Genomic DNA, 20032 nt, shown 5'->3' on the forward strand with positions numbered 1-20032 from the left:
ACAGGGGCAAACCATGTTTTCCAAAGTTGGAATTGTCGGCCTTGGCAGGATGGGTCTTGCCATGGCCGAGCGGTTCATCGAGACCGGGATCGAAACTGTCGGGACCGATGTGAGCGACGCCGCCCGCAATGCGGCCTGGGAACGCGGCGTCGGTGTGGTTGGCACCGCAAGCGAGGTCTTCGAGGCGGCCGATGTCGTGGTGCTGTCTTTGCCGACCGCTCAGGACGTGCAGACGGTCCTTGCTGGGCTCCTACAATCGAGCGCTGGACGCGACCTCTATATCATCGACACCACGACTTCGGATCCGGCGGTTACCCGGGATCTGGAAGCAAAGTTGTCGTCTCGGAACGTCCATCTCATTGATGCGCCAGTTAGCGGCGGGTTCTTCGGAGCGAGATCAGGAACACTCGGTATCATGGTAGGCGGAGACCAACAGCACCTCGAAACGGTACGTGGCGTTCTCGAACGAATCGGCACTAAAATCATGCTCATGGGAGGTCCCGGGAGCGGACATGCGACCAAGCTGCTAAACAATTTGCTCGGCGCGGCCAACCTCCTAGTCACCACAGAGCTGATGAGGATGGCAACCGCTCAAGGCCTCGACCCTGCCAAGACGATCGCTGCGCTGAATGCGGGAACGGCTAAGAACAGCGCAACCGAGTTCAACTACCCGAAATGGGTGCTCAATCGGCAGTTTGATTCCGGGTTCTCGATTCGTCTGATGCGAAAGGACGTCCGGCTAGCACAAAGGTTGGTTGGAGATGCGGGTGTACCGCTGCCGATTTTGGACGCAATCGCGCAGATTTGGAACGACAGTGAACGATCGATTCCGAACGGTGCTGATTTCAACCAGATTGTGGATTTCCACCCTGGGGGCGGCGACTGAATCTTCTGCGACAAGGGCGGCAAACACAGAGTGTATCGCTGGGCGGTAGACAAAGAGCAGATCTTGTTCACGCCTCAAAAGAGCCATTCTTGGGCCGCGAGCCCGCACAAATCGCAGCTATTCGCGCGCCTCTACCGGACGGAATCGATCACTTGGCAGATATTCTGATCATGTTCCGCAGTGGGAATGGCGGCCCACGAGTGATCACGCGGCCCTGTTGGATCGCGCAGTTGACACGCCTCGTTTCTGGACAACCTCGAGGAACCGATCGACGTCGGATGCCGTGTTGAACATGCCGAAGGAGATGCGGACGCCGTCGCGCTCGGGCGAAACACGGACGCCATGTTCGGAGAAATAGTCGATCCATTCGGCTGCCGGGAGTGCAGCCACATAGATGTGCGGGGCACGGTTTTCCCGATGGCGCGGTCCGACCAGCGCAATGCCCAGCTGGTCCAGGCCGTCGATCAGCCTGTCGCCGAGATCGAAGCAATGGTTTTGGATATTCCCGATGCCGACAGACGCGACCAGGTCGAGCGCGGCGCCGAGCGCTTGAGTTACGGGCAGGTTGAAGTTACCGATCTCGAACCGGCCGGCCGTCGGCGCCAGAGTCATATCGTCCGGCCGGGCGACGAAGTCGGCGGGCGGATTGGCGAGGCTGATCGCCGCAAGATAGGCAGGCTCCAGCTCGATCAACTCGTGATCCCAGTAAAGAAAGCCGAGGCCCTGCGGGACGAGCAAGCCTTTGTGCGTGCCAGAACCGATGAAGGACGCGCCGGTCTCCTTGGCGTCGATCGGCACCACGCCGACGGCCTGCATGATGTCGAGCACGTAGTAGAGATTTCGTTCCTTGCAGAGCTCGCCAACGCCATAAATGTCGAAACGATGGCCGGCATGGAACGTCACATGCGACATTGAGATCGCCTTGGTATTAGCGTCGACATGCGGACGGAAGCTGTCGGCGTTGACGAGTTCCGTCATCGGAATGAAGCGGACCTCAACCCCCTTCTTCTTCAGATTCAAAAAGGCATAGGTGTTATTGGGATGGTCGCCATGAACCATCAGCACGTTGTCGCCAGCCTTCAGCGGTAGCGCGTTGGCCGCTATGTTCATGCTCTCAGAGGTGTTCTTGGTGAATGCGATCTCTTGCGGGCTGGCGTTCACCAGGCGTGCGACCTTCCCGCGCGTCTCCTCCATACGCTCGATCCAGACGGATTTCGGCCCGGCGGTCTCGTATCCTTCGCGAATGAAGGTCTCCAGCGCCTCCTTGACCGGCAGCGACAGAGGCGTTTGGAAGCCGGAATCGAGGTAGACTAGTTTTTCGACAGCAGGAAAGAGCTTTCTGATCGCCTGCACGTCAAAGTATTTTGTCATAGCCATCTCCATCCTGGGCGGCAGACGGCACCCGCCGTCGCCTGAAGCGCGTCGTTTCTCTGCTGGTTCAGCTAAGCCGAACCAGGTCTGAATTCTGCGCTCCACGCCATGGCCTGTTGCACCGCACAAAATCTGCGCACCTTGGCGATGGCTAAAATGATAGGCAAAATATTCACGCCGTCCACGGTAAGATAAATTATGAGTATAATTTATTCCGAAAAATGAGAAACAGCGCTTAAGGCGAGGAACCATCCGCCATGGTGCCACGACTGAAAGTGTTAAACTTTCTCAGATCGTTCTCGAGAAGGCGGTCTCAAAATCAGAGTCCATCTGCAGGATTGTCTCTGAAAGATGGTGCGCGGCGCGAAGGAGGGGCTCACGGAACCGGTCGAGGTCCTCGAAACTGACCCGGGCAACCGGCACGGAGACGCCAAGACAGGCGATCAACGTGCCGTCGGGCGACATGATCGGAACGGCACAACCGACGACGCCTTTGACGAATTCCTCATTGGTTCTTGCCCAACCGGTTCGCCTGGTTTCCTCCAATACGGCCAGCAACGTGTCCGGATCCGTGATGGTCCGTTCGGTGTGCTGCTTTATGGTGAGGGATCGTACTAGCCGCTCCCGTGCTCGCGCTGGCAGCAGGCTCAAATAAATCTTGCCGGTCGATGTGCAGTAGAGCGGAGCCCCGGTGCCGGGGTCAAATTGCAGGCCCTGGGGCGCCGCCACACGCACACTATCGACATAGACAATGGCGTTGTTCCGAACGATCCCAATTTCACATTGTTCGCCAATCTCGGCTGCCACAGCTTGCAGTACTGCATGACGACGAGATGTCCGGAACGCAGATCCGATCGTCTTTCCCGCCAGAATTACCAGTTTGTTGCCAACGATATATCGCTTTGTGCCTGGTGCTCTCTGCAGGAGACCGCGGTCCTCGAGATTTCCGATCAGCCTGTGGGCGGTGGGCAGAGGAAGAGCGAGATCCTTAGCAATGTCGGCGGCCGAAACCGCTTTGAGCTGCCCCGCAACGTAGTCCAGGACCGAGAATGCACGGTCAAGCGGTCCATCTTGGCCGGCGAGCGACGTCATGGTTTCTAAGCTAATGGAAGGATCGAAATTCGAAAAGGATCATGTCAAAAGTCGATCGGATAAAAAACTTGCGCCTGATCAACGCGAAATCAGGCGTCCGACCGGGCTGCTCCACCCCGACCAGCTCCCCGGTCGAGCGCTCACCGTCATGCCCTTCACAGTGGTCCCTTTTGGGGTCTGACGCACTCTTGCGTCCCTAACTCATTGGAGATTCTTGGATGCGTTCAAGGTTGTGGAGTCTCTTTCTCGATTGCGTCAGCAAGGGCATCCCACAGGTACTCGGACATGGAACGTCGGACCCGAAGCAAGTAGCGATCGTGATCGAGTTGTGCGACGAGGATCAACGCCTGCAGAAAATGGCTCTGGGCGCAGCGGCCCGGGCCAAAGGCGCGGGGATGCAGATCGATCGGGCAGCCCTTCTCGAGAACCCGGCGGGCAGCGCCGCCGCTCAGCTTAATCGCGACCGAATGGTCGGACACGTCGTTGGCCGCGAAGTGTCGACCCGAAAGGCCGGCCTCCAGCATGTCCTTCAACTTCGGAATCCGGTGGAGCGGAGCCTGCACCATCCACTCGTCCGGCCCCAGCCACAGCACCGTCACCTCGCCTTGTTGGTCGAAGGCGTTGGCGTCGCGGGGGATTTTGGCGCCCAGCACGCGGGTCGCAATGGCGAGATCGGCCTCGTTGCCCAGGCGAAGATTGAGGGTGCCGAGGTCTTCGACCTGGTTCAGATTGGCCACGCCGATAACGGGCTGCTTTTTCGAGATCAGCGAACGCGCCATAGGGGCGGTGTCGATTACCTTAAGCATGCGCACGCTCTCCCTCGGCGTCGAAGAAGGAAGGTTTCGTCAGCGTCACCTCTTCGGCATCGCCATGGATGCTTCGCACGGTCAGCGTCTGACCGATGCGCGCTCGGCCGTCCTCCACCAACGCGAGGGCGATGGAGCGCCCGAGCGTTTCGGACCAGTAGGTGGAGCAAACCCAGCCGATGGTCTTCACCGGCGGCTTGCCGGTCGCACCCTCCACCAGATGAGAGCCGTGCGGTATGATGTAATCCGGCTTGCCGGTCAGGAGCCCCACCAGTTCCTTGCGCCCTCGGCGGGCGACTTCCGGCGCGGCAAAACCGCGCTTGCCGATAAAGTCGTTCTTCTTTTTCGATACGATCCAGCCCATCCCCAAGTCGAAGGGCGTTACCGTACCGTCAGTGTCCTGCCCGACCACGACGAAGCCGCGCTCGGCTCGCAGGATATGAAGCGCCTCTGTGCCGAACGGGCAGATATCGTATTCGATTCCCGCCTCGATGACCCGCTCCCAGATATACTGGCCGTAGCGGGCAGGCACGTTCACTTCGAAGGTGGATTCTCCGGTAAAGCTTGCCCGCAGAACCCGGCAATCGACCCCCGCGACAGGGATGGTCTTCATCGTCATGAATGGGAGCGCCTCCGCCGAGATGTCGGCGTCGGTCAGCTTCTCGCAGGTGAGATCTTCCTATGTTCGTTACGCAATCTGCTAAACGATGGCAGTTGCTTCCCGCTTCGCGGAATGATCTCAGCCATCCCGGCAGGGACGGCTCGGTGCGTCCTGTAAGAACGCTGTTGGTGGAATGGCCTGACAGAATCGTCGCAGGCGAGCGTCTGCAGGATCAGGCAGCGGCGGGCGTTCCTCCGTGCGGATCGAACAGCTCGCCCGTCCTGAGCATCGTATGCATGATCACTGCCAGCTTGCGCGCCAGGGCCACGGCGGCTCGTTTGAAGCCGAGCCGTTCTTTCAGCTCCAACGCCCAGGTTCGCAGGGTGCTGGTATCCGTCGACCGGTTCAGGATGACCGCGGCCGCTTCGTATAGCAATCCGCGCAACTGATTGTCGCCACGGCGCGAGATATGGCCGTCATTATCGACCTCGCCAGATTGGTAGCGTCTCGGGGTCAGGCCCACCCATGCGCCCACGGCACGCGAGTTCCTGAAGTTCGCCGGATCCTCCACGGCCGCGGCAAAGGCGGTGGCTGTGACGGTGCCGACACCGGGCACCGACATGAGCAGACGGCAGTGCTGGTCTTCACGAGCCATCGCGGCCAGTTGCTCAGCTCCGCTATCTGGTATCGAATATCACTCCCCATGCCCGAAGCATTGGCACGACGATGCGCGCCAGCTTTGCTTCGCCCTGCAGAAGATCGTGAACGTTGCGCTCGAACACACTGCCGGCGCCCTTGGGCACGACGGGGCCGAACGTCTTCATCAATCCGCGGATCTGGTTGGATATCTGCAAACGCATCTTGAGAAGCTGGCGCCGCGCGGTGATCAGCGTGCGGATCAGCATGCTGTCGAAACCTTTGACCCGAACCTCTCCGTAGAAGCCGACCTCGGCCAGATGTGCCAGGCCATCGGCATCGTTCGCATCGGTCTTGTTCGCGGCCATGTCGAGCGCGGCCTTGGCATGCCGCGCCTCGATGCAGATCGCGGGCAGCCCCTCTGCCGTCAGCGCATGGTAGAACCACACCGACAGCGGCCCCGTCTCGAACACGACCCGCCAGGCATACGGTGCGCGCTTGCGGATCAGCGCCGCGAGCAGTTGCGGGTCGGACGCGCACTTGCCCCGCCAAATCCTCTTGCCGTCCTGCCGGATCGATATTGCCGTCTCTTTCATGGATACGTCGAGACCGATATACTGCTTCATGGCTCGGCTGCTGTTCGGATTGCGTCCCGCAGCACGGCACGGTCACCGACATGATTGGCTAGCAGCAGGATCAGGCGCGCGTTCAGGGCAGCACTTTCGCTGTCGCTCAAGCCTTCATGCGCAGCGAGCAGTTCCGCATAGAACCCGTCTGGATCTGGAATGTTGGGCGTCGTGATGAGTTCGGCCATGGTTCAGTCCTTTGCACACGCCTTGCGAAGTGCGGTACGAACGGCGCCGGCGTCGAAACTTGACCAACGCGCCGCCACATGCTGGTCGGGGCGGATCAGGTAAACCGCTGAAACGGCGTCGCCGAGATATCGCTCACCAAGCATGCCGGAAGGATCGTCCGACGCGTTGAGGCCGACCCGCTGCATTGGGATCCCGTCGATGTTGGAGATCTCCGGCGCGTCGGCATCCACCGTTAGCAGCACGAAGTCCGATCCGAGGCTGGAGAGCAGGAAGCCGTCTGCGACAGGGGCGTCGGGACAGGGACTGCCGACGCGCGTTCGAGGCGGGCCGCCCGGAAGTTCGTCTGGCCCGTTGAGCGAAAGCCCGGCATAGGTGCAGGGGACCGACAATCGACCGGAATTCACGAGCGGGCGGGCGAAGGCGAAGTGCTCCGCCAGGTAGAGCACCGCATTGCGGAAGATGTGGCTGACCTTCGATTTGGGCGTGATGAAGTCGGTCGATCGGGTCGAGTTCAGGATGTTTTCGTCGGCGCCGAAGACGCGCTCCTCGTCGTAAGAGTCGAGCAGCTTTTCAGGAGCCAGTCCCTTGACCACGAGGCCAAGCTTCCATCCGAGATTGTCGACGTCCTGCATTCCGGAATTGGCGCCGCGCGCTCCGAAGGGGGAGACCTGGTGCGCGGCATCCCCTGCGAATAGCACGCGGCCATGCCGGAACTTCCTCATCCGTCGGCACTGGAAGGTATAGATGGAGGACCAGACGATTTCGTACTCGACCCCGTCGCCAAGCATGGCGTCCAGGCGTCGCCGGATGTTCTCTTCCTTCTTCTCCTCCTGACGATCGACGTCCCAGCCGATCTGGAAGTCGATGCGCCAGATTCCGTCGGGCTGCTTGTGCAGGAGCGCGGAGGCGCCCGAAGACTTGAATGGAGGCTCGAACCAGAACCATCGCTCGGTCGGAAAGTCGGCGTTCATCCTGATGTCGGCAATGAGGAAGCTGTCCTGAAAGACGCGTCCTTCGAAGTCGAGGCCGAGCATTCCACGCAACGGCGACGCGGCACCATCGCAGCCGATCAGCCACTCCGCCTCGAGGCGGTACGGGCCCTCGGGCGTCATGACGTCCAGGACGACATGGTCAGGCTTCACTTCGACGGCGTCGACCCGGTTCCTGCCGCGCAACTGGATCGGCGCGCCGGCCGTCTGCGCCTCTCGCACGCGATCAACGATGAACTTCTCGAACCAGGGTTGCTGGAGGTTGATGAAGGCGGGGAAGCGGTGACCGGTCTCCGGCAGGAGATTGAATTCGAAGACCTTGCGGTCGCCGTGGAAGACCTTGCCCACGTTCCAGACGACACCCTTGTCGATCATGGCCTGCCCGCAGCCGTAGCGGTCGGCGATCTCGAGCGTGCGCTTGGCGAAGCAGATCGCACGGCTGCCCATGCCGATGCCCTCGTGATCGTCGAGCACGACGACCGGTATGCCCTGGAGCCCAAGGTCGAGCGCGGTTGCGACGCCGATCGGCCCGCCGCCCATGACCACGACCGGGTGGCGCACCGGGGCCGGCGCGTCCTGATCGGGACAACGCTCGTAGGGGTAGAGCTTGAAGGCGAGACTGTAGCGATCCTGCATCATGCGGTTTCCTCCCAACCTGCAGAAGCGATTTCAGCCCTGAAGCTGCTCCCACATCTCGACATCGCGCTGGGCCGTCCAGATGCGCGGCGTATCGATTCCACGGGCCTCGTCGTAGGCGCGCGCCACGTTAAACGGCAGGCAGTGCTCGTAGATCGCGTAGTCCTTGAACTTGGGATCGCAGGCATCGCGCACGGCGCCAAAGGCTTCCTTGAGCGAACCGCCGCGCGCCGCTACCTGCTGGGCCGGGCGGTAGGTGCTTTCGACAAAGTCCCGCGTCGCTGCAAGCGCCGCATCCACCATGTCGCGGCCGACAAGGGCATCGCCGCGGCCGGGGGCGATGGATTGCGGATCGTAGGCCTTCACCGCGTCGAGCGTCGCGCCCCAGTCTCCGAAATGACCGTCGCCACAATAACAGGCCGAGTGGTATTCGACGACGTCGCCGGTGAACATAGTTTGGGCATCGGGCACCCAGATCACGGTGTCGCCCGCGGTGTGAGCGCGACCTATCTGCCTGATCTCGATCTTCCGCTTGCCGAGGTAGACCGTCATGCTGTCGCCGAAGGTCGTCGTCGGCCAGGTCAGGCCGGGGATCGATTCATGTCCCTGAAACAGGCGCGGGAAGCGCTGGAACTCGCTTTCCCAGTCCTCCTTCCCGCGTTCTACGACCATTGCGCGCGCCTTGTCGGACATGATCACCTGGCTTGCTCCGAAGGCTGATGCCCCGAGAACGCGCACGGCATGGTAATGCGTGAGCACGACATGGGTGATCGGCTTGTCCGTGACCTCGCGGACCTTCTCGATGACCTTGTTCGCCAAGCGCGGCGTTGCCTGCGCCTCGACGATCATGACGCTGTCATCGCCGATGATCACGCCCGAGTTCGGGTCGCCCTCGGCGGTGAAGGCCCACAGCCCCTCCCCGATCTCGGTGAAGGCGATCTTCTTGTCAGCCATGTCGCCCTGCGACGCGAATGCCTTGGACATCGGTTGCTCCTCTTCCCTCAGACGGCTTCGAAGCCGCCACTGTTTCTACCGCGAATCCGCCGTTCTCACATCGTTCATGCAGCGAGTTCGGATTTTCATTGCAGTCGCAACGATTCATTTATCGTTGCGACTGCAATGAAAGTCAATATCATTTCGATCGAAACGAATCTGGAGACCCGTCATGGCTAACAACGATTTCGTCCTCTCGGCATTCCTGCCCTACCGCCTCGCCGTACTCTCAGAGCGCGTCAGCAGGCGGCTGTCGGTCGAGTACGAAAGGACGCACGACCTTTCGGTCGCCGAATGGCGCGTTCTCGTGCATCTACGGCGCTGCAAGGAGGTTTCGGTGCGCGAGATCCACAACTGCGTGAATCTCGAAAAGCCCAGGGTCAGCCGCGCGGTGGCGCGGCTCGAACGTGCAGGTCTCGTAGGGAAAATGCCGAGCGAAGGCGACCGGCGGCTGGTGGTGATCTCGCTGACGGAAAAGGGGCATGCGGCACTCGCCGACATCCTTCCTGCGGCGATGGAAGTGCAGGCGCGCCTCATTGACGGTGTCGGGCGTGCCGAGATCGAAAGGTTCTGCGGGGTCATGGAAAAGCTCCACGCGTTGCTCGATGACGACCCGCAAGCCCGGCCGCGCTCGCGAATGGACCTGACCGACCGCTGATCCTTGATGCCGCCGTCCGACCTCATCTTGGTCTAGAAATACGCTTCGTGCAGACGGCTGGCATCATCGCGCAGCGGCTGCGCGGGCCCGGCATAGGTCATGCCGCCCAGCCGCATCACGACTGCCGTCTCGGCAATCGACAGGGCGACCTCGGTGAACTGCTCGACGATGATGATGCCCATGCCGCGGGCCTTCAGGCTCTCGATCGTCGAGACAAGGCGGCGCACGATGAGCGGCGCCAGGCCGAGCGACATCTCGTCGATCAGCAGGTAGCGCGGTCGCGCCATCAGCGCATGGCCGATCGCCAGCATCTGTTGCTGACCCCCTGACATAGTGCCGGCGAACTGCCCACGGCGGGCGGCAAGTTCCGGGAACAGCGCGTAGACCTCGTCGAGCGCGCCCGCGACCTGCTGCATCGGCAAAACGCTTGCCGCCGCCCGCAGATTGTCGTCGACGCTGAGCCGGCCGAGGACGCGATGGCCCTCGGGCACCGCCGCCACGCCCGCCAGCCTTATCGCATCGGGACGCAGGCCGCGGAGCGAACGTCCATCGACCCGGATGTCGCCAGACGTTGCCGGCAGCATCCCGGCGACGGATAGGACGAACTCCGACTTGCCCGCGCCATTCGCGCCGAGGATGGCGACCGCCTCTCCCGCCCCGACGCGGAAGGTGACGTCGCGGACTACGGTGCGGCCGTCACGCTCTACCCGAAGGCCCTCGACTTCCAGCATCAAGCGACCTCCTCGGCCAGACCGAGATATGCCGCCCGCACCTTGGGATCGCCAAGCGTCGCTTCCGTCGGGCCGAGGGCGATGCGCTTGCCAAAGTCGAGCACGAGGATGTCGCTGCAGATGCGCGAGATCAACTCGACGTCGTGATCGATGACGAGCGTCATCGCGCCCGTCAACTTGTGGATCTCGACGATCAGGTCGCCGAGGCGCGCGGTCTCGTCCGTACCGAGTCCGCCCGCGGGCTCGTCGAAGACGACGAGGCGCGGCCGGCCGACCAGGCAGCGCGCCACGTCGCACAGCCGGCGTTCGAACGTATTGAGGTCGCGCCCGAGAACCGGCGCCTTGGCTGTCAGGCCAGCCATGTCGAGCGCGCGGGCGAGGTCCGCCTGCTTCTGCGACGGGGTTCCGGCCAGGGAGTCCAGTACGACGCGGACATTGTCGGCCACCGAAAGGTCGTCGGCGATCTGCTCCTTCTGGAACGAGCGGCGCAAACCCCAGCGGGCGCGCAAATGGGGCGGCATGGCGAGCAGGTCGGTATCGCCGAAGTGCATCGTTCCCGCCGCGCGCAGGAAACCCGAGATGACATTCATCAGCGTCGTCTTGCCGGCACCATTGGGCCCGATGATGCCGCTGACGGGCGCGGTGAACGTCGCAGATACCGCATCAAGGGCCGTCACGCCGCCGAACTTCACGGATATGCCGTCGAGCCTCATCATTGGCGCTTCCTCGCAGCCAGAGAGATGATCTGCCCGGCGATCCCGTCCGGTGCTGTGATGATGGCGTGGAGGAGTGCTGCCCCGAACACCACGAGCGCGAGATCGGCGTCGAGGCCCCAATTGTTGAGCACCGCCGGCAGGATGCGGTAGAGAGCCGCGGCGATCACGATGCCCAGCCAATACCGCGCGCCGCCGACGACAACCAGCGCGAAGAGCATGATCGATTCGGACGCCCTGAAGGTCGCGGCATCGAGCAGACCGAGCGAACCCGCCAGCAAGCCGCCGGCGAGACCGGCCAGCAGCCCGGACAGGGAGAACGCCCAACCCTTGTAGAGCGTGACGTTGATGCCCGAGGCCATGGCCGCCGCTTCCGAGCGGCGGATCATCGCCCAGGCCCGGCCGGGCGCCGTGCGGCGGTGCAACTCGATCAGCAGGAAGCCGAGCGCGGCCACCACGATCGCATAGCGCAGATAGGCGCCGTCGCCCACTGCAAGCGCCGGGCGGCGGAATGGGGCGGAGACCGAGGCCATGACGCCCCAGAAGCCTTCGCCACCATTCGGAAAGCGGAAGGTGGAGAGCATGATCTCGATGCCGCCGGCCGCCATCATGGTGATCAGCGCGAGATAGAGCCCACGCATGCGCAACGCCGGAAGGGCCAGCACGATGCCGAAGCAGGCCGTGACCAGCCCGGCGGCGAGGACATTGACCTCAAAGGGAAGGTCGAGGCCGTGGTTCATGCGCAGCATGACCCAGCCCCCGACGCCCATCAGCGCCACCTGCGCAAGCGAGACCATGTTGAGACGGGCATAGAGGACGCCGATGCCGGCGGCAGCGAGCGCGAAGCAGACTGTCGAAGTCAGGATCCGCACCCATTGGCTGCCGACGATACCCGGCAGGAAGAGCACCGCGAAGGCCGCAATCGCGATGCCGGCCAGGCCCGAGGCTGTCGGGCGCATCACTGGTCTGCCTCGAACAAGGGGCGGCGGTTGCGCTGCATCCACAAGAGAACGATCGCGGCGATGACGAAAGGGGCGAGGGGCCTGACCGATTTCAAGGTAGCAGACAAGGTCAGCAGCGACTCGATCACGCCGATCGACAGCCCGCCGACCAGAACCAGAAAAAGGCTGTCCAGCCGTCCGCAGATCGCCGCGGCGATGCAGGGAATGACCAGGAAGGTGATGATGGTCGGCTCGAGCCGTACCAGATCGCCGAACATCAGCCCGGTAAACCCCGCGATCACGCCGGCCATGGCCCAGGCCAGGGTTTCGACGCGCAGGACGGGGACGCCGAGCATCGCCGAGAGGTCCCGGTTGTTGGCGAGCGCGCGCATCTGCAGGCCGGTGCGGGTGTATTCGAGATAGGCCCAGATGCCGGCCACGATGGCAATCGCGCCGAGCACGACGATCAGGCGCGTGACCGTGACCCGCAGACCGAGGATGGAAACCGCCACCGCATCCGTGGGCAGGGAGAATTTGCGCACGTCGTCCTCCCAGAGGAACGCGGTGATACCGAGGACGACAAGTGCGAAGCCGAGCGTGGCGACCGCCTTGACCACCGGGTCGCGCCAGGCAAGCTTGGGAGCCACCAGCCGCCCGTAGACGAGCGAGAGCCCGGTTGCCGCGAGGATGGCGGCGAGCCATGTGACAGGTCCTGGCCACCCCCACTGACCGAGCTGCCAGGCCAGCATGACTCCCAGCGCGCCGACCGCTCCACCTGCGAAATTAAGCACGCCCGTGGCCCGATAGAGCACGACGAGCCCAATGCCGCCGAGGCTGTAGAGCGAGCCGACCGCGACGCCGCTCACCAGGAAGAGGCCGACCACGGAGGCCGGCTTGCCCCAGACGAGCAGACCGACCACCACGGCCATGGTCAGCAGATAGATGATGATCGAGTTCAGGTGCCGCACCATCGGTCCCCACTCCACTGGGCGGCGCCGGCAGCGGCCGGCGCCGCACGGATTGCCGGGGTCAGCGCAAGCCCAGGGCCTTCTCAGCCTCGATCAGCGCTGCGAAGTACGGACCATCGTATTCGTAGCATTCGCGCACGACCTTGAACCCGTCGCCCGCCACGACAACCATGGTGCCGGCGTGGTTAGGCATGTGCCGATCGGCCTCGCCCACATAGTAGGGACCACACAGGAGGTCGCTCTTGTAGCCGGCAATGGCCTTGATGGCCGCCGTCACCCTGGCGCGGTCGTCGAGGTCACCCGCGGCCATCGCATCTAGCGTCTGGGTGAAGAACTTCGCCGAGAGATAACCAGCCTGGCTGAACGTGTCACGGGGCGCGCTCGCCGCCGCATGAGCCTGCATCACGGACAGCCAGTGCGCGTTGTCCGGTCCGGCGCCGTCGAATGGTGTGAGTTCGGCGTTCACATACATGGCGCCGTCCCAGTATTTTCCAAGCGCGGCGGGAATGGATCGGTCGTAGAGCGGCGTCGAGCTGATCCACTTGTAGGTGTCGCGGATGTCCTGTTCCTGCGCGGAGCCGAGAACCGCGATGGCGAGACCGGCGGGCAGGTTGACGAGCATCGTATCGGCGCCGGAAGCAATCGCCTCCAGCAGGCCGGAATTGACATCCGGCGCTGCGGGATTGAGCAGGACGGACGATCCTGCGAGGCCCTTCGCCGCCATGTATTCCTCGACCGCTCCGCACGACCAGTTGCCGACCGATGGGATCGCAAGGCCAATGCAGGAGATGTTTTTCGCGCCAAGCTCCTCGACCGCATAGATCGCTGCGCCGATCGACGATGCCAACGGTCCTTGATTGGTCGAAACAATGTTGGAACTCTCGAAACATTCCGACACGGCGCAACCGGCGGCCATCGCGATGATGTTCTCGCGGGCGTAGAGCGGTGCGTTGACGCTCATCTCGACGAAGGACGCGTTGCCGACCATCGCCACGACGCCCTGGTCCTGGACCAGCTTGGCCGCCGCCTGCGCGGCAAGCTCGGGATTCCACTGGTCGTTCTCGACCATGTACTGCACCGGGCGGCCGTGAATCCCTCCGGAGGCGTTGACGCAGTCGAAGAAGGCCTTGGCCGCGGTCGTCGCCGAGGAGAAATCGCCGGGCGCCGCATTGCCGAAGATGCCGCCGACCTTGATTGGCGCGCCGGCGGCGGGTGTCCCGCCGCCGGAGCCGCAGGTAGGCTTGTCCGCGGCCATGGCGGCCCCCGAAAGCATCGTTGCCGCCAAGGCTGCCGGTGCCAGTATCGCAAGTTTCCTCATTGCAGTTCTCCTCCCGTTGAGTCGGATTATTGTCGTTTTCAGGCGCCGAGACTCTCCTTCCCGGTGATGAAGCGCGACGCGCGCTCGGCGATCATCATCGTCGGTGCGTTGGTGTTGCCCGACACCAGACGCGGCATGACCGAAGCATCCGCAACACGCAGCCCGCGCGTTCCCCTGACACGCAGTTCGGTATCCACGACTGCCATCCTGTCGGTTTCCGGTCCCATCTTCGCCGTACCCGCCGGGTGGAAGACCGTCTTGGCGGTCTGCCGTATAAAGTGGCGAAGCTTCGCGGGATCCTTTTCCACGCCCGGCTCGGGCAGCGCGCGTCGCTTGACGAGACGGGCCAGCGACGGCGCTTCCAGTATCTCGATACCCTTGAGAACGCCGCGCACCAGGACTTCCAGATCGTCGGGATCACTGAACGTGCCGGCGTCGAACAAGGCCGGATCCTTTGGATTCGCCGATCTGAGCCTCACGCTTCCCCGCGATTTGGGCCGCAGGAAGCAGGGGCCGATCGCGATGCCGTGCTTCTCGACCGGGACGCGATCGGCCCAGCCCACCATGAAGGGCAACACATGGAACTGGAGGTCCGGCAGGCCGGCGTCCGACACGTCGATGAAACCGCCGCATTCCACCACGTTGGACGTCAGCAGTCCGGTTCGCGTGGTCAGGTACTGCAGCATGTGGCGGATGGCTCTGAAGCCCTTGTCCTCGCCGTAGATAGATACGGGATCGACCGTCTCGCCCTGCACCGTCGTCTCGATGTGGTCCTGATAGTTCTGCCCGACACCCGGCAGGTCCGAGACCACCGAAATGCCGTGCTGGCGGAGATGGTCCACCGCCCCGACGCCGGACAGCTGCAGCAGCCGCGGCGTCTCGATCGCGCCCGCGCACAGCACCACTTCGCCACCGGCCTCACAGCGCGTGCCGTCCTCGAGCTCGACACCCGTGGCCCGGTTGCCGGTAAAAGTGACTCGCGCCACGCGCGTCTCGGTCAGGATCTTCAGATTGCTGCGCTCCTCCGCCTGGCGAAGGAAGGCCTGGGCGGCGCTCCATCGGCGACCGTCATGCGTGGTCGTCTGGTAGAAGCCGACGCCTTGCTGGACGGAGCCATTGAAGTCGGGATTGTAGGGGATACCGACCTCCTGCGCCGCCCTGATGAAGGCGCGAGAGAGCGGATGGTGGAAGCCTGTTTCCGAGACATGTAACTCCCCCGAAGTTCCGTGATACTCGCCCGAGATCTCCATATTGTTCTCGAGATCGCGGAACACGGGGAGGACATCGGAAAAGCTCCAGCCGCGGTTGCCGTCCTGGGCCCATCCGTCATAATCCTGGCTCTGGCCGCGGACATAGAGCATGGCGTTGACCGAGGAGCCGCCGCCGATCACGTGACCCTGGAGGACGATGGACGGACGACCGTTCAGACGTTCAGACGGCTCGCCCACATAGGCGACGATGTCGCGGCCCTTGTGGATGATTTTGAAGAACGTGGCGGGGATCCCGATCCAGCGGTCGGTATCGCGCCGACCGCTCTCGATCAGCAACACGCGCGCCCCGGAGTCCTCCGATAGGCGGTTGGCCATGACGCAGCCCGACGAGCCGCCGCCAACGATGATGTAGTCGAATTTCTCGGTCGCCATCTTCATCGCCTCAGCTGAAAACGACTTGGATGTCGGTATATTCGGCAAGGCCTTCCTCGCTGAACTCGACCCCCAGGCCGGATTTCTTGACCCCGCCGAAAGGCGCGTTCGGCTGGATGGCGCCATGCTTGTTGATCCAAACCGAACCGCACTGCATGCGCCGCGCGACCTGCTTTGCCTTGTCTATATCCTTCGACCAGACCGATCCTCCGAGGCCGTTGGGACTGTCGTTGGCGGCGGCGATCGCCTCGTCCAGGTCGGAGTAGCGGATGACCGGCAGCGCCGGGCCGAACTGCTCTTCGGCCACTAGCGGGTCGTCATTGGTCAGGTCGGCGATGATGGTCGGCGGATAGAATAGCCCCTCGCCCGGCTCGCCGCCGAGAAGCACCCGCCCTCTCCCCTTGGCACTTTCGACCAGGCGCGCCACCTTGTCGAACTGCATACGGTTGTTGACGGGGCCGAGAACGGAGTTCGCGTCCAGACCGTCGCCGACCGGGATGTTGCGGGCGTAGGCGACCAGTGCATCGCAGACCGCATCGTAGACATCGTCATGCACATAGAGACGCTTCATGGCGGCGCAGGTCTGGCCGTTGTTGATGAAGGCGCCCCAGAATAGGCCCTCCGCGATGGCCTTCGGATCGACGTCAGGCAACACGATTCCGGCATCGTTTCCGCCCATTTCGAGCGTCAGCCGCTTCATCGTCTCCGCAGCCGACATCATCACCTTCTGGCCTGTTGCGCAGGAGCCGGTGAAGACTATCTTGCGGATGCCGGGATGGGCCGACATGGCAGCCCCGATGTTGTTCTGCACGTCGTCCGAGGTGACGACATTGACGACGCCTGCCGGCAGCACCTCGTTCATCAGTTCGACCAGCCGCAGGGTCGAAAGCGGCGTGAACGGCGATGGCTTGACCACCACCGTGTTGCCGGTGCGCAGAGCCGGCAGGATGTGCCAGACAGCGATCATGACCGGGAAGTTCCACGGCGTGATCGAGCCTACGACGCCGACCGGGTTGCGGTGCATCTCGACCCGCCCCTCGTTGTTGTCCTGCAAAACCTTCATCGGCAGCGAGAGAGATGCCGTGTATCCGGCCCACGCCTGTGCGCCGCCGATCTCCCAGCGCGATCCGAGTCCGCCGAGCGGCTTGCCCTGTTCCCTGGTCAGAAGCTGGGCCAATTCCTCGGCATGCTCGCCGATCTCAGCCGTCACCGCCTCGCAGGCGGCTTTCAGCTCGGCGTCCGGTTTGCGTGACCAGATCTCAAATGCCGCTTGCGCGGCCGCAACCGCTGTGTCCAGATCCGCGAGGGAAGCGTTCGGCGCACGGCCGACCTCTTCGCCTGTCGATGGATTAATGACGCCGAACGTATCGGCAGTCGCCACGCGAGCGCCGCCAATCGTCATGCCTGAAGCTGGCATGTTATCCTCCCTGGTAAGTCTCCTCGGCTCTCAGAGTAGGCAAACCTGCGGCCCTGTCTTGAAGGGCAGCGACGGCTGGGTTGGATTCCTGCGCCAGACGGTCGAATCTCCTGTATTGCGCACGGGAGACAACTGCTGCATTCTTCAGCTCATGCTGACACAGATTTCGGCAGAGCGCCTTCCGGTCGAACAATTCCGAACTGACCTGCATCGCATCTGCGGCGAGTTCGATGCGCGGCCGGGGGATGTCCGTCCCACTCTGCGCGGCGCCCTCCATCTGGAAACGCGCGCCGGGCTGGAAATGGCACATGTCGCTGCCGACATTCAGCAGATCGTACGCACAAGGCAACACGTCCGGCGCGACGACGGCGAAAACTACTTCCTGGTCATCCAGGAGGAAGGCCGCGCGCTGATGTCGCAGAACGACGAGGTGCGCATGATCTCGCCCGGCGACATGATCCTCATCGACTCCGCCCAGCCGTCCGACTTCACCTTCTTCAGCACCTTCAGCCGGCAGCTATCGCTGCATTTGCCGCGGGTCGAGATGTGGGCGCGCTTTGGCAACAATGTCCGCGGCGGCCTTTTCGTGCCCCGCTCCGACCATACGGCGATCGCAATATGTGCCGTCATCTCTAAGGCATTCTCGCCCTCGTCCAGCGAGGCGCAGAGCGGATACCTCAACGAGGCACTCTTCGGCCTGATCGGCGCGATGCTCTACGGGAGACTTCATACACCCGGTTCAACTCCGATCGAAGCCGACGTGGCGGGCGCTGAGAACCTCAAACGCGGGATGGCCTACATCGACAATCGCTATGCCGATCCCGAGTTGACCATCGCCACCATCGCCGAGGATTTGTCCGTCTCGGTGCGGCAATTGCAGCGCGGCTTTACCCTGATCGGCACGACACCGACGTCTTACCTGCTCCAGAAGCGTCTCGAGCAGGCCTGCGCGCATCTGTCTGTCCGCAACTCCCGCCGACCGGACATTTTGATCTCCACGATCGCGATGGATTGCGGTTTCAGCGACGTATCGTATTTCAACCGGTTGTTCCGCAAGGCCTTTGGCTGCGCACCGGGTCAGTATGGCACCGTAGAGCGGTGAGCCGGACATATAAGCGATAGCGTTGATTTGCGTTGAGGCGCGCTGGACGGCCCACTCGTCGTTCTGTTCGAGCAGCAGCGCGCCGACGAGGCGGATGATGGCGCCGTCGTTGGGGAAGATGCCGACGACGTCGGTGCGCCGCTTGATCTCGCCGTTGAGGCGTTCGATCGGGTTGGTGCTGAGGAGCTTGGCCCTGTGCGCCTTCGGGAAGGTCATGTAGGCGAGCACGTCCGGTTCGGCGTCGTCGAGGATAACGGCGAGCTTTGGCACCTTCGGCCGGATCTGGTCGGCTACAGTGCGCCACTGGGCGCTGGCGGCCTCCGGTGTCTCCTGCGCGAAGGAGGCGGTAGCGATTAAGGCCGAGACGACGCGGCGGCCGCTCTTGCCCGGCTTGAATAGGCCGAGCTTGTCGAGCGGGCTCGTGACCGTGCGCACCGTCCAGGTCGCGACCTTGGTGTAGAAGGCGGTGTTGTTCAGCTTGGCGTGTCCGAGCAGAACCTGGATGATCCGAATAATCGGTACCATCCTCCAGAAGGTGCGTCGCGAAGCTGTGGCGCAGCGTGTGCGGTCCGACCCGCTTGGCGATGTAGGCAGCCTGCGCCGCCTCCACGAAACTACGCTATTGCCGCCGATTCCCCCCCTATTCCCATTCAATCATCAATTAGACTATCATCTTATTAATTTTCTTTACTAAATCATATCACATGATTTCGCATACCGTCAATAATACCGTCAGATTCCTACGCTGTTGAAAAGACTGAAACAATGTGGTCGACGCCGCGGTATGCACACTTTTGACTGCATTATTTACGAGCTGTCATTCGGCGAGGCAAAGCTGGAGTTCTCCGACCATAAGGCAAGGACGGGCTTGCTCATGCTCGACAGTCCTAGATCGAGTAGACGAGCGGCTGTATGAAAGGCACAAGTGGTCACTCAATTCACCCCACACAAACGGCCCCCAGCTGGCGGTCACAACAATCCCGCTCGACACCCCACGCGCATGCTGGACCACATTGCTCGACGCGTCGATCTAAATTCATAATGGCTTAGAGTTTCCCTGCCGCCGGCTCTGTCGGCCATGCGACGGATGGTAGAGAGCCGACGGGCGGTAGAAAGCATAGCCAGTTGTCCTGCGACGGCATTGTTGGGGGCGTCCTGCTATTAACGCAGATCGGCGTTCTTTCCTTCCTCGTGCACTGTTCCGTTTAATCTCGGTTTAATGGTCAAATCGGCGTGGGGCCCAGGAGGGTGGCAAACCGGCGTGAGGGCCCTGAGGGTGCGAGCCGCAGATTATCGCGGCGAACCTGTCTGTTCCCTCCGGAGAAGCCGCAGAGCAATGGAAGGGGCCGAACGAAGCTCTTACCTCTTGGCCAACGTCTCAGTGCTCGATTGGTCTTGTGAACTCCGAGGCCACAACCGTAAAGCAAACTGTGACGCCCATGGAAAATCGGTCTTCCGATCGCAATGACGTCAAGGCCCGCGTGACCACCTACAACATCGCAGCACACGCCAGTATCCGGCACGATGTCACGGCTTTCCGGTTCCGTTGCGGTTCAACGCCCTGCGTTCACGGCGGAATTCGTGCAGGGAGAGATTCGCGCGGTAGGCGCACTGGACGGGCGCGCCATCTTGTCTATCTAATCGCCGACACGGGACTCAGGCTCTCTGAAGCGGCAAACCTCACACGGAGACAATCCACCTCGATCACAAAATCCC

Annotated in this window: 17 protein-coding genes and 3 pseudogenes; 3 read left to right on the plus strand and 17 right to left on the minus strand. The window is 62.6% G+C overall.

What is annotated here, in order from left to right:
• Positions 1 to 13 precede the first annotated feature (13 nt).
• On the plus strand, positions 14 to 886 hold the full coding sequence (locus tag AC0NID_RS34830; RefSeq protein WP_473459061.1) for an NAD(P)-dependent oxidoreductase: 873 nt from the start codon (positions 14 to 16) through the stop codon (positions 884 to 886).
• Between the two features lie 204 nt (positions 887 to 1090).
• Here AC0NID_RS34830 and AC0NID_RS34835 read toward each other — a convergent pair whose 3' ends face one another.
• From AC0NID_RS34835 to AC0NID_RS34870, 8 genes and pseudogenes are all read right to left on the minus strand, one after another.
• Positions 1091 to 2257 (minus strand): aminotransferase class V-fold PLP-dependent enzyme, encoded by a 1167-nt coding sequence (locus tag AC0NID_RS34835; protein ID WP_473459063.1) that lies wholly within the window; start codon positions 2255 to 2257, stop codon positions 1091 to 1093.
• Between the two features lie 288 nt (positions 2258 to 2545).
• The gene (locus AC0NID_RS34840) at positions 2546 to 3349 is read right to left on the minus strand and encodes an IclR family transcriptional regulator (protein WP_473459065.1); all 804 of its coding nucleotides are present in this window, start codon (positions 3347 to 3349) and stop codon (positions 2546 to 2548) included.
• A gap of 224 nt (positions 3350 to 3573) precedes the next feature.
• Positions 3574 to 4155 (minus strand): sarcosine oxidase subunit gamma, encoded by a 582-nt coding sequence (locus AC0NID_RS34845; protein WP_473459067.1) that lies wholly within the window; start codon positions 4153 to 4155, stop codon positions 3574 to 3576.
• Positions 4148 to 4774, minus strand: a complete 627-nt coding sequence (locus AC0NID_RS34850; protein WP_474033389.1) for a glycine cleavage T C-terminal barrel domain-containing protein — start codon at positions 4772 to 4774, stop codon at positions 4148 to 4150. Before AC0NID_RS34850 ends, AC0NID_RS34845 begins: the two co-directional genes overlap by 8 nt.
• 214 nt (positions 4775 to 4988) lie before the next feature.
• Positions 4989 to 6018, minus strand: a pseudogene (locus tag AC0NID_RS34855) (IS110 family RNA-guided transposase).
• Positions 6015 to 6206 carry a DUF2783 domain-containing protein gene (locus tag AC0NID_RS34860; protein ID WP_473459069.1) on the minus strand — a complete coding sequence of 64 codons (192 nt, stop codon included), beginning with the start codon at positions 6204 to 6206 and terminating at the stop codon, positions 6015 to 6017. Before AC0NID_RS34860 ends, AC0NID_RS34855 begins: the two are co-directional and overlap by 4 nt.
• A 3-nt stretch (positions 6207 to 6209) precedes the next feature.
• Positions 6210 to 7835 (minus strand): FAD-dependent oxidoreductase, encoded by a 1626-nt coding sequence (locus AC0NID_RS34865; protein ID WP_473459071.1) that lies wholly within the window; start codon positions 7833 to 7835, stop codon positions 6210 to 6212.
• A 30-nt stretch (positions 7836 to 7865) separates the two neighbouring features.
• The gene (locus AC0NID_RS34870; protein WP_473459073.1) at positions 7866 to 8816 is read right to left on the minus strand and encodes an MBL fold metallo-hydrolase; all 951 of its coding nucleotides are present in this window, start codon (positions 8814 to 8816) and stop codon (positions 7866 to 7868) included.
• A 181-nt stretch (positions 8817 to 8997) separates the two neighbouring features.
• Between AC0NID_RS34870 and AC0NID_RS34875 the strand changes: the two genes are divergently transcribed.
• Positions 8998 to 9483: a MarR family winged helix-turn-helix transcriptional regulator gene (locus AC0NID_RS34875; RefSeq protein WP_473459075.1), complete on the plus strand. Its 486-nt coding sequence runs from the start codon at positions 8998 to 9000 to the stop codon at positions 9481 to 9483.
• A 32-nt stretch (positions 9484 to 9515) separates the two neighbouring features.
• On the opposite strand, the gene AC0NID_RS34880 is transcribed toward AC0NID_RS34875, so the two are convergent.
• From AC0NID_RS34880 to AC0NID_RS34910, 7 genes are read right to left on the minus strand one after another with little or no spacing between them, the layout of a single operon-like run.
• Positions 9516 to 10214, minus strand: a complete 699-nt coding sequence (locus AC0NID_RS34880; RefSeq protein WP_473459077.1) for an ABC transporter ATP-binding protein — start codon at positions 10212 to 10214, stop codon at positions 9516 to 9518.
• A complete protein-coding gene (locus AC0NID_RS34885) occupies positions 10214 to 10927 on the minus strand; it encodes an ABC transporter ATP-binding protein (protein ID WP_473459079.1) in 714 nt (237 codons plus the stop codon). The genes AC0NID_RS34880 and AC0NID_RS34885 overlap by 1 nt, the downstream gene beginning before the upstream one ends.
• On the minus strand, positions 10927 to 11886 hold the full coding sequence (locus tag AC0NID_RS34890) for a branched-chain amino acid ABC transporter permease (protein ID WP_473459081.1): 960 nt from the start codon (positions 11884 to 11886) through the stop codon (positions 10927 to 10929). Before AC0NID_RS34890 ends, AC0NID_RS34885 begins: the two co-directional genes overlap by 1 nt.
• Entirely contained in the window at positions 11886 to 12839 is a 954-nt protein-coding gene (locus AC0NID_RS34895) for a branched-chain amino acid ABC transporter permease (protein WP_473459083.1), read from the minus strand. The genes AC0NID_RS34890 and AC0NID_RS34895 overlap by 1 nt, the downstream gene beginning before the upstream one ends.
• A gap of 58 nt (positions 12840 to 12897) precedes the next feature.
• Positions 12898 to 14154, minus strand: coding sequence for an ABC transporter substrate-binding protein (locus AC0NID_RS34900; protein WP_473522364.1), 1257 nt, complete (start codon positions 14152 to 14154; stop codon positions 12898 to 12900).
• A gap of 38 nt (positions 14155 to 14192) precedes the next feature.
• Entirely contained in the window at positions 14193 to 15797 is a 1605-nt protein-coding gene (locus AC0NID_RS34905; protein WP_473459087.1) for a GMC family oxidoreductase, read from the minus strand.
• A 10-nt stretch (positions 15798 to 15807) separates the two neighbouring features.
• Positions 15808 to 17214: an aldehyde dehydrogenase family protein gene (locus AC0NID_RS34910; protein WP_473459089.1), complete on the minus strand. Its 1407-nt coding sequence runs from the start codon at positions 17212 to 17214 to the stop codon at positions 15808 to 15810.
• A 151-nt stretch (positions 17215 to 17365) separates the two neighbouring features.
• Between AC0NID_RS34910 and AC0NID_RS34915 the strand changes: the two genes are divergently transcribed.
• Positions 17366 to 18316, plus strand: coding sequence for a helix-turn-helix domain-containing protein (locus AC0NID_RS34915; RefSeq protein WP_473459117.1), 951 nt, complete (start codon positions 17366 to 17368; stop codon positions 18314 to 18316).
• Here AC0NID_RS34915 and AC0NID_RS34920 read toward each other — a convergent pair.
• Positions 18311 to 18703 (minus strand): annotated as a pseudogene (locus AC0NID_RS34920) (transposase); the annotation flags it as partial. The gene AC0NID_RS34915 and the pseudogene AC0NID_RS34920 overlap by 6 nt on opposite strands.
• A pseudogene (locus tag AC0NID_RS34925) lies at positions 18704 to 18935 on the minus strand (tyrosine-type recombinase/integrase); the annotation flags it as partial.
• Positions 18936 to 20032: the final 1097 nt, after the last annotated feature.

The organism is Mesorhizobium sp. WSM4821 (assembly GCF_055901555.1).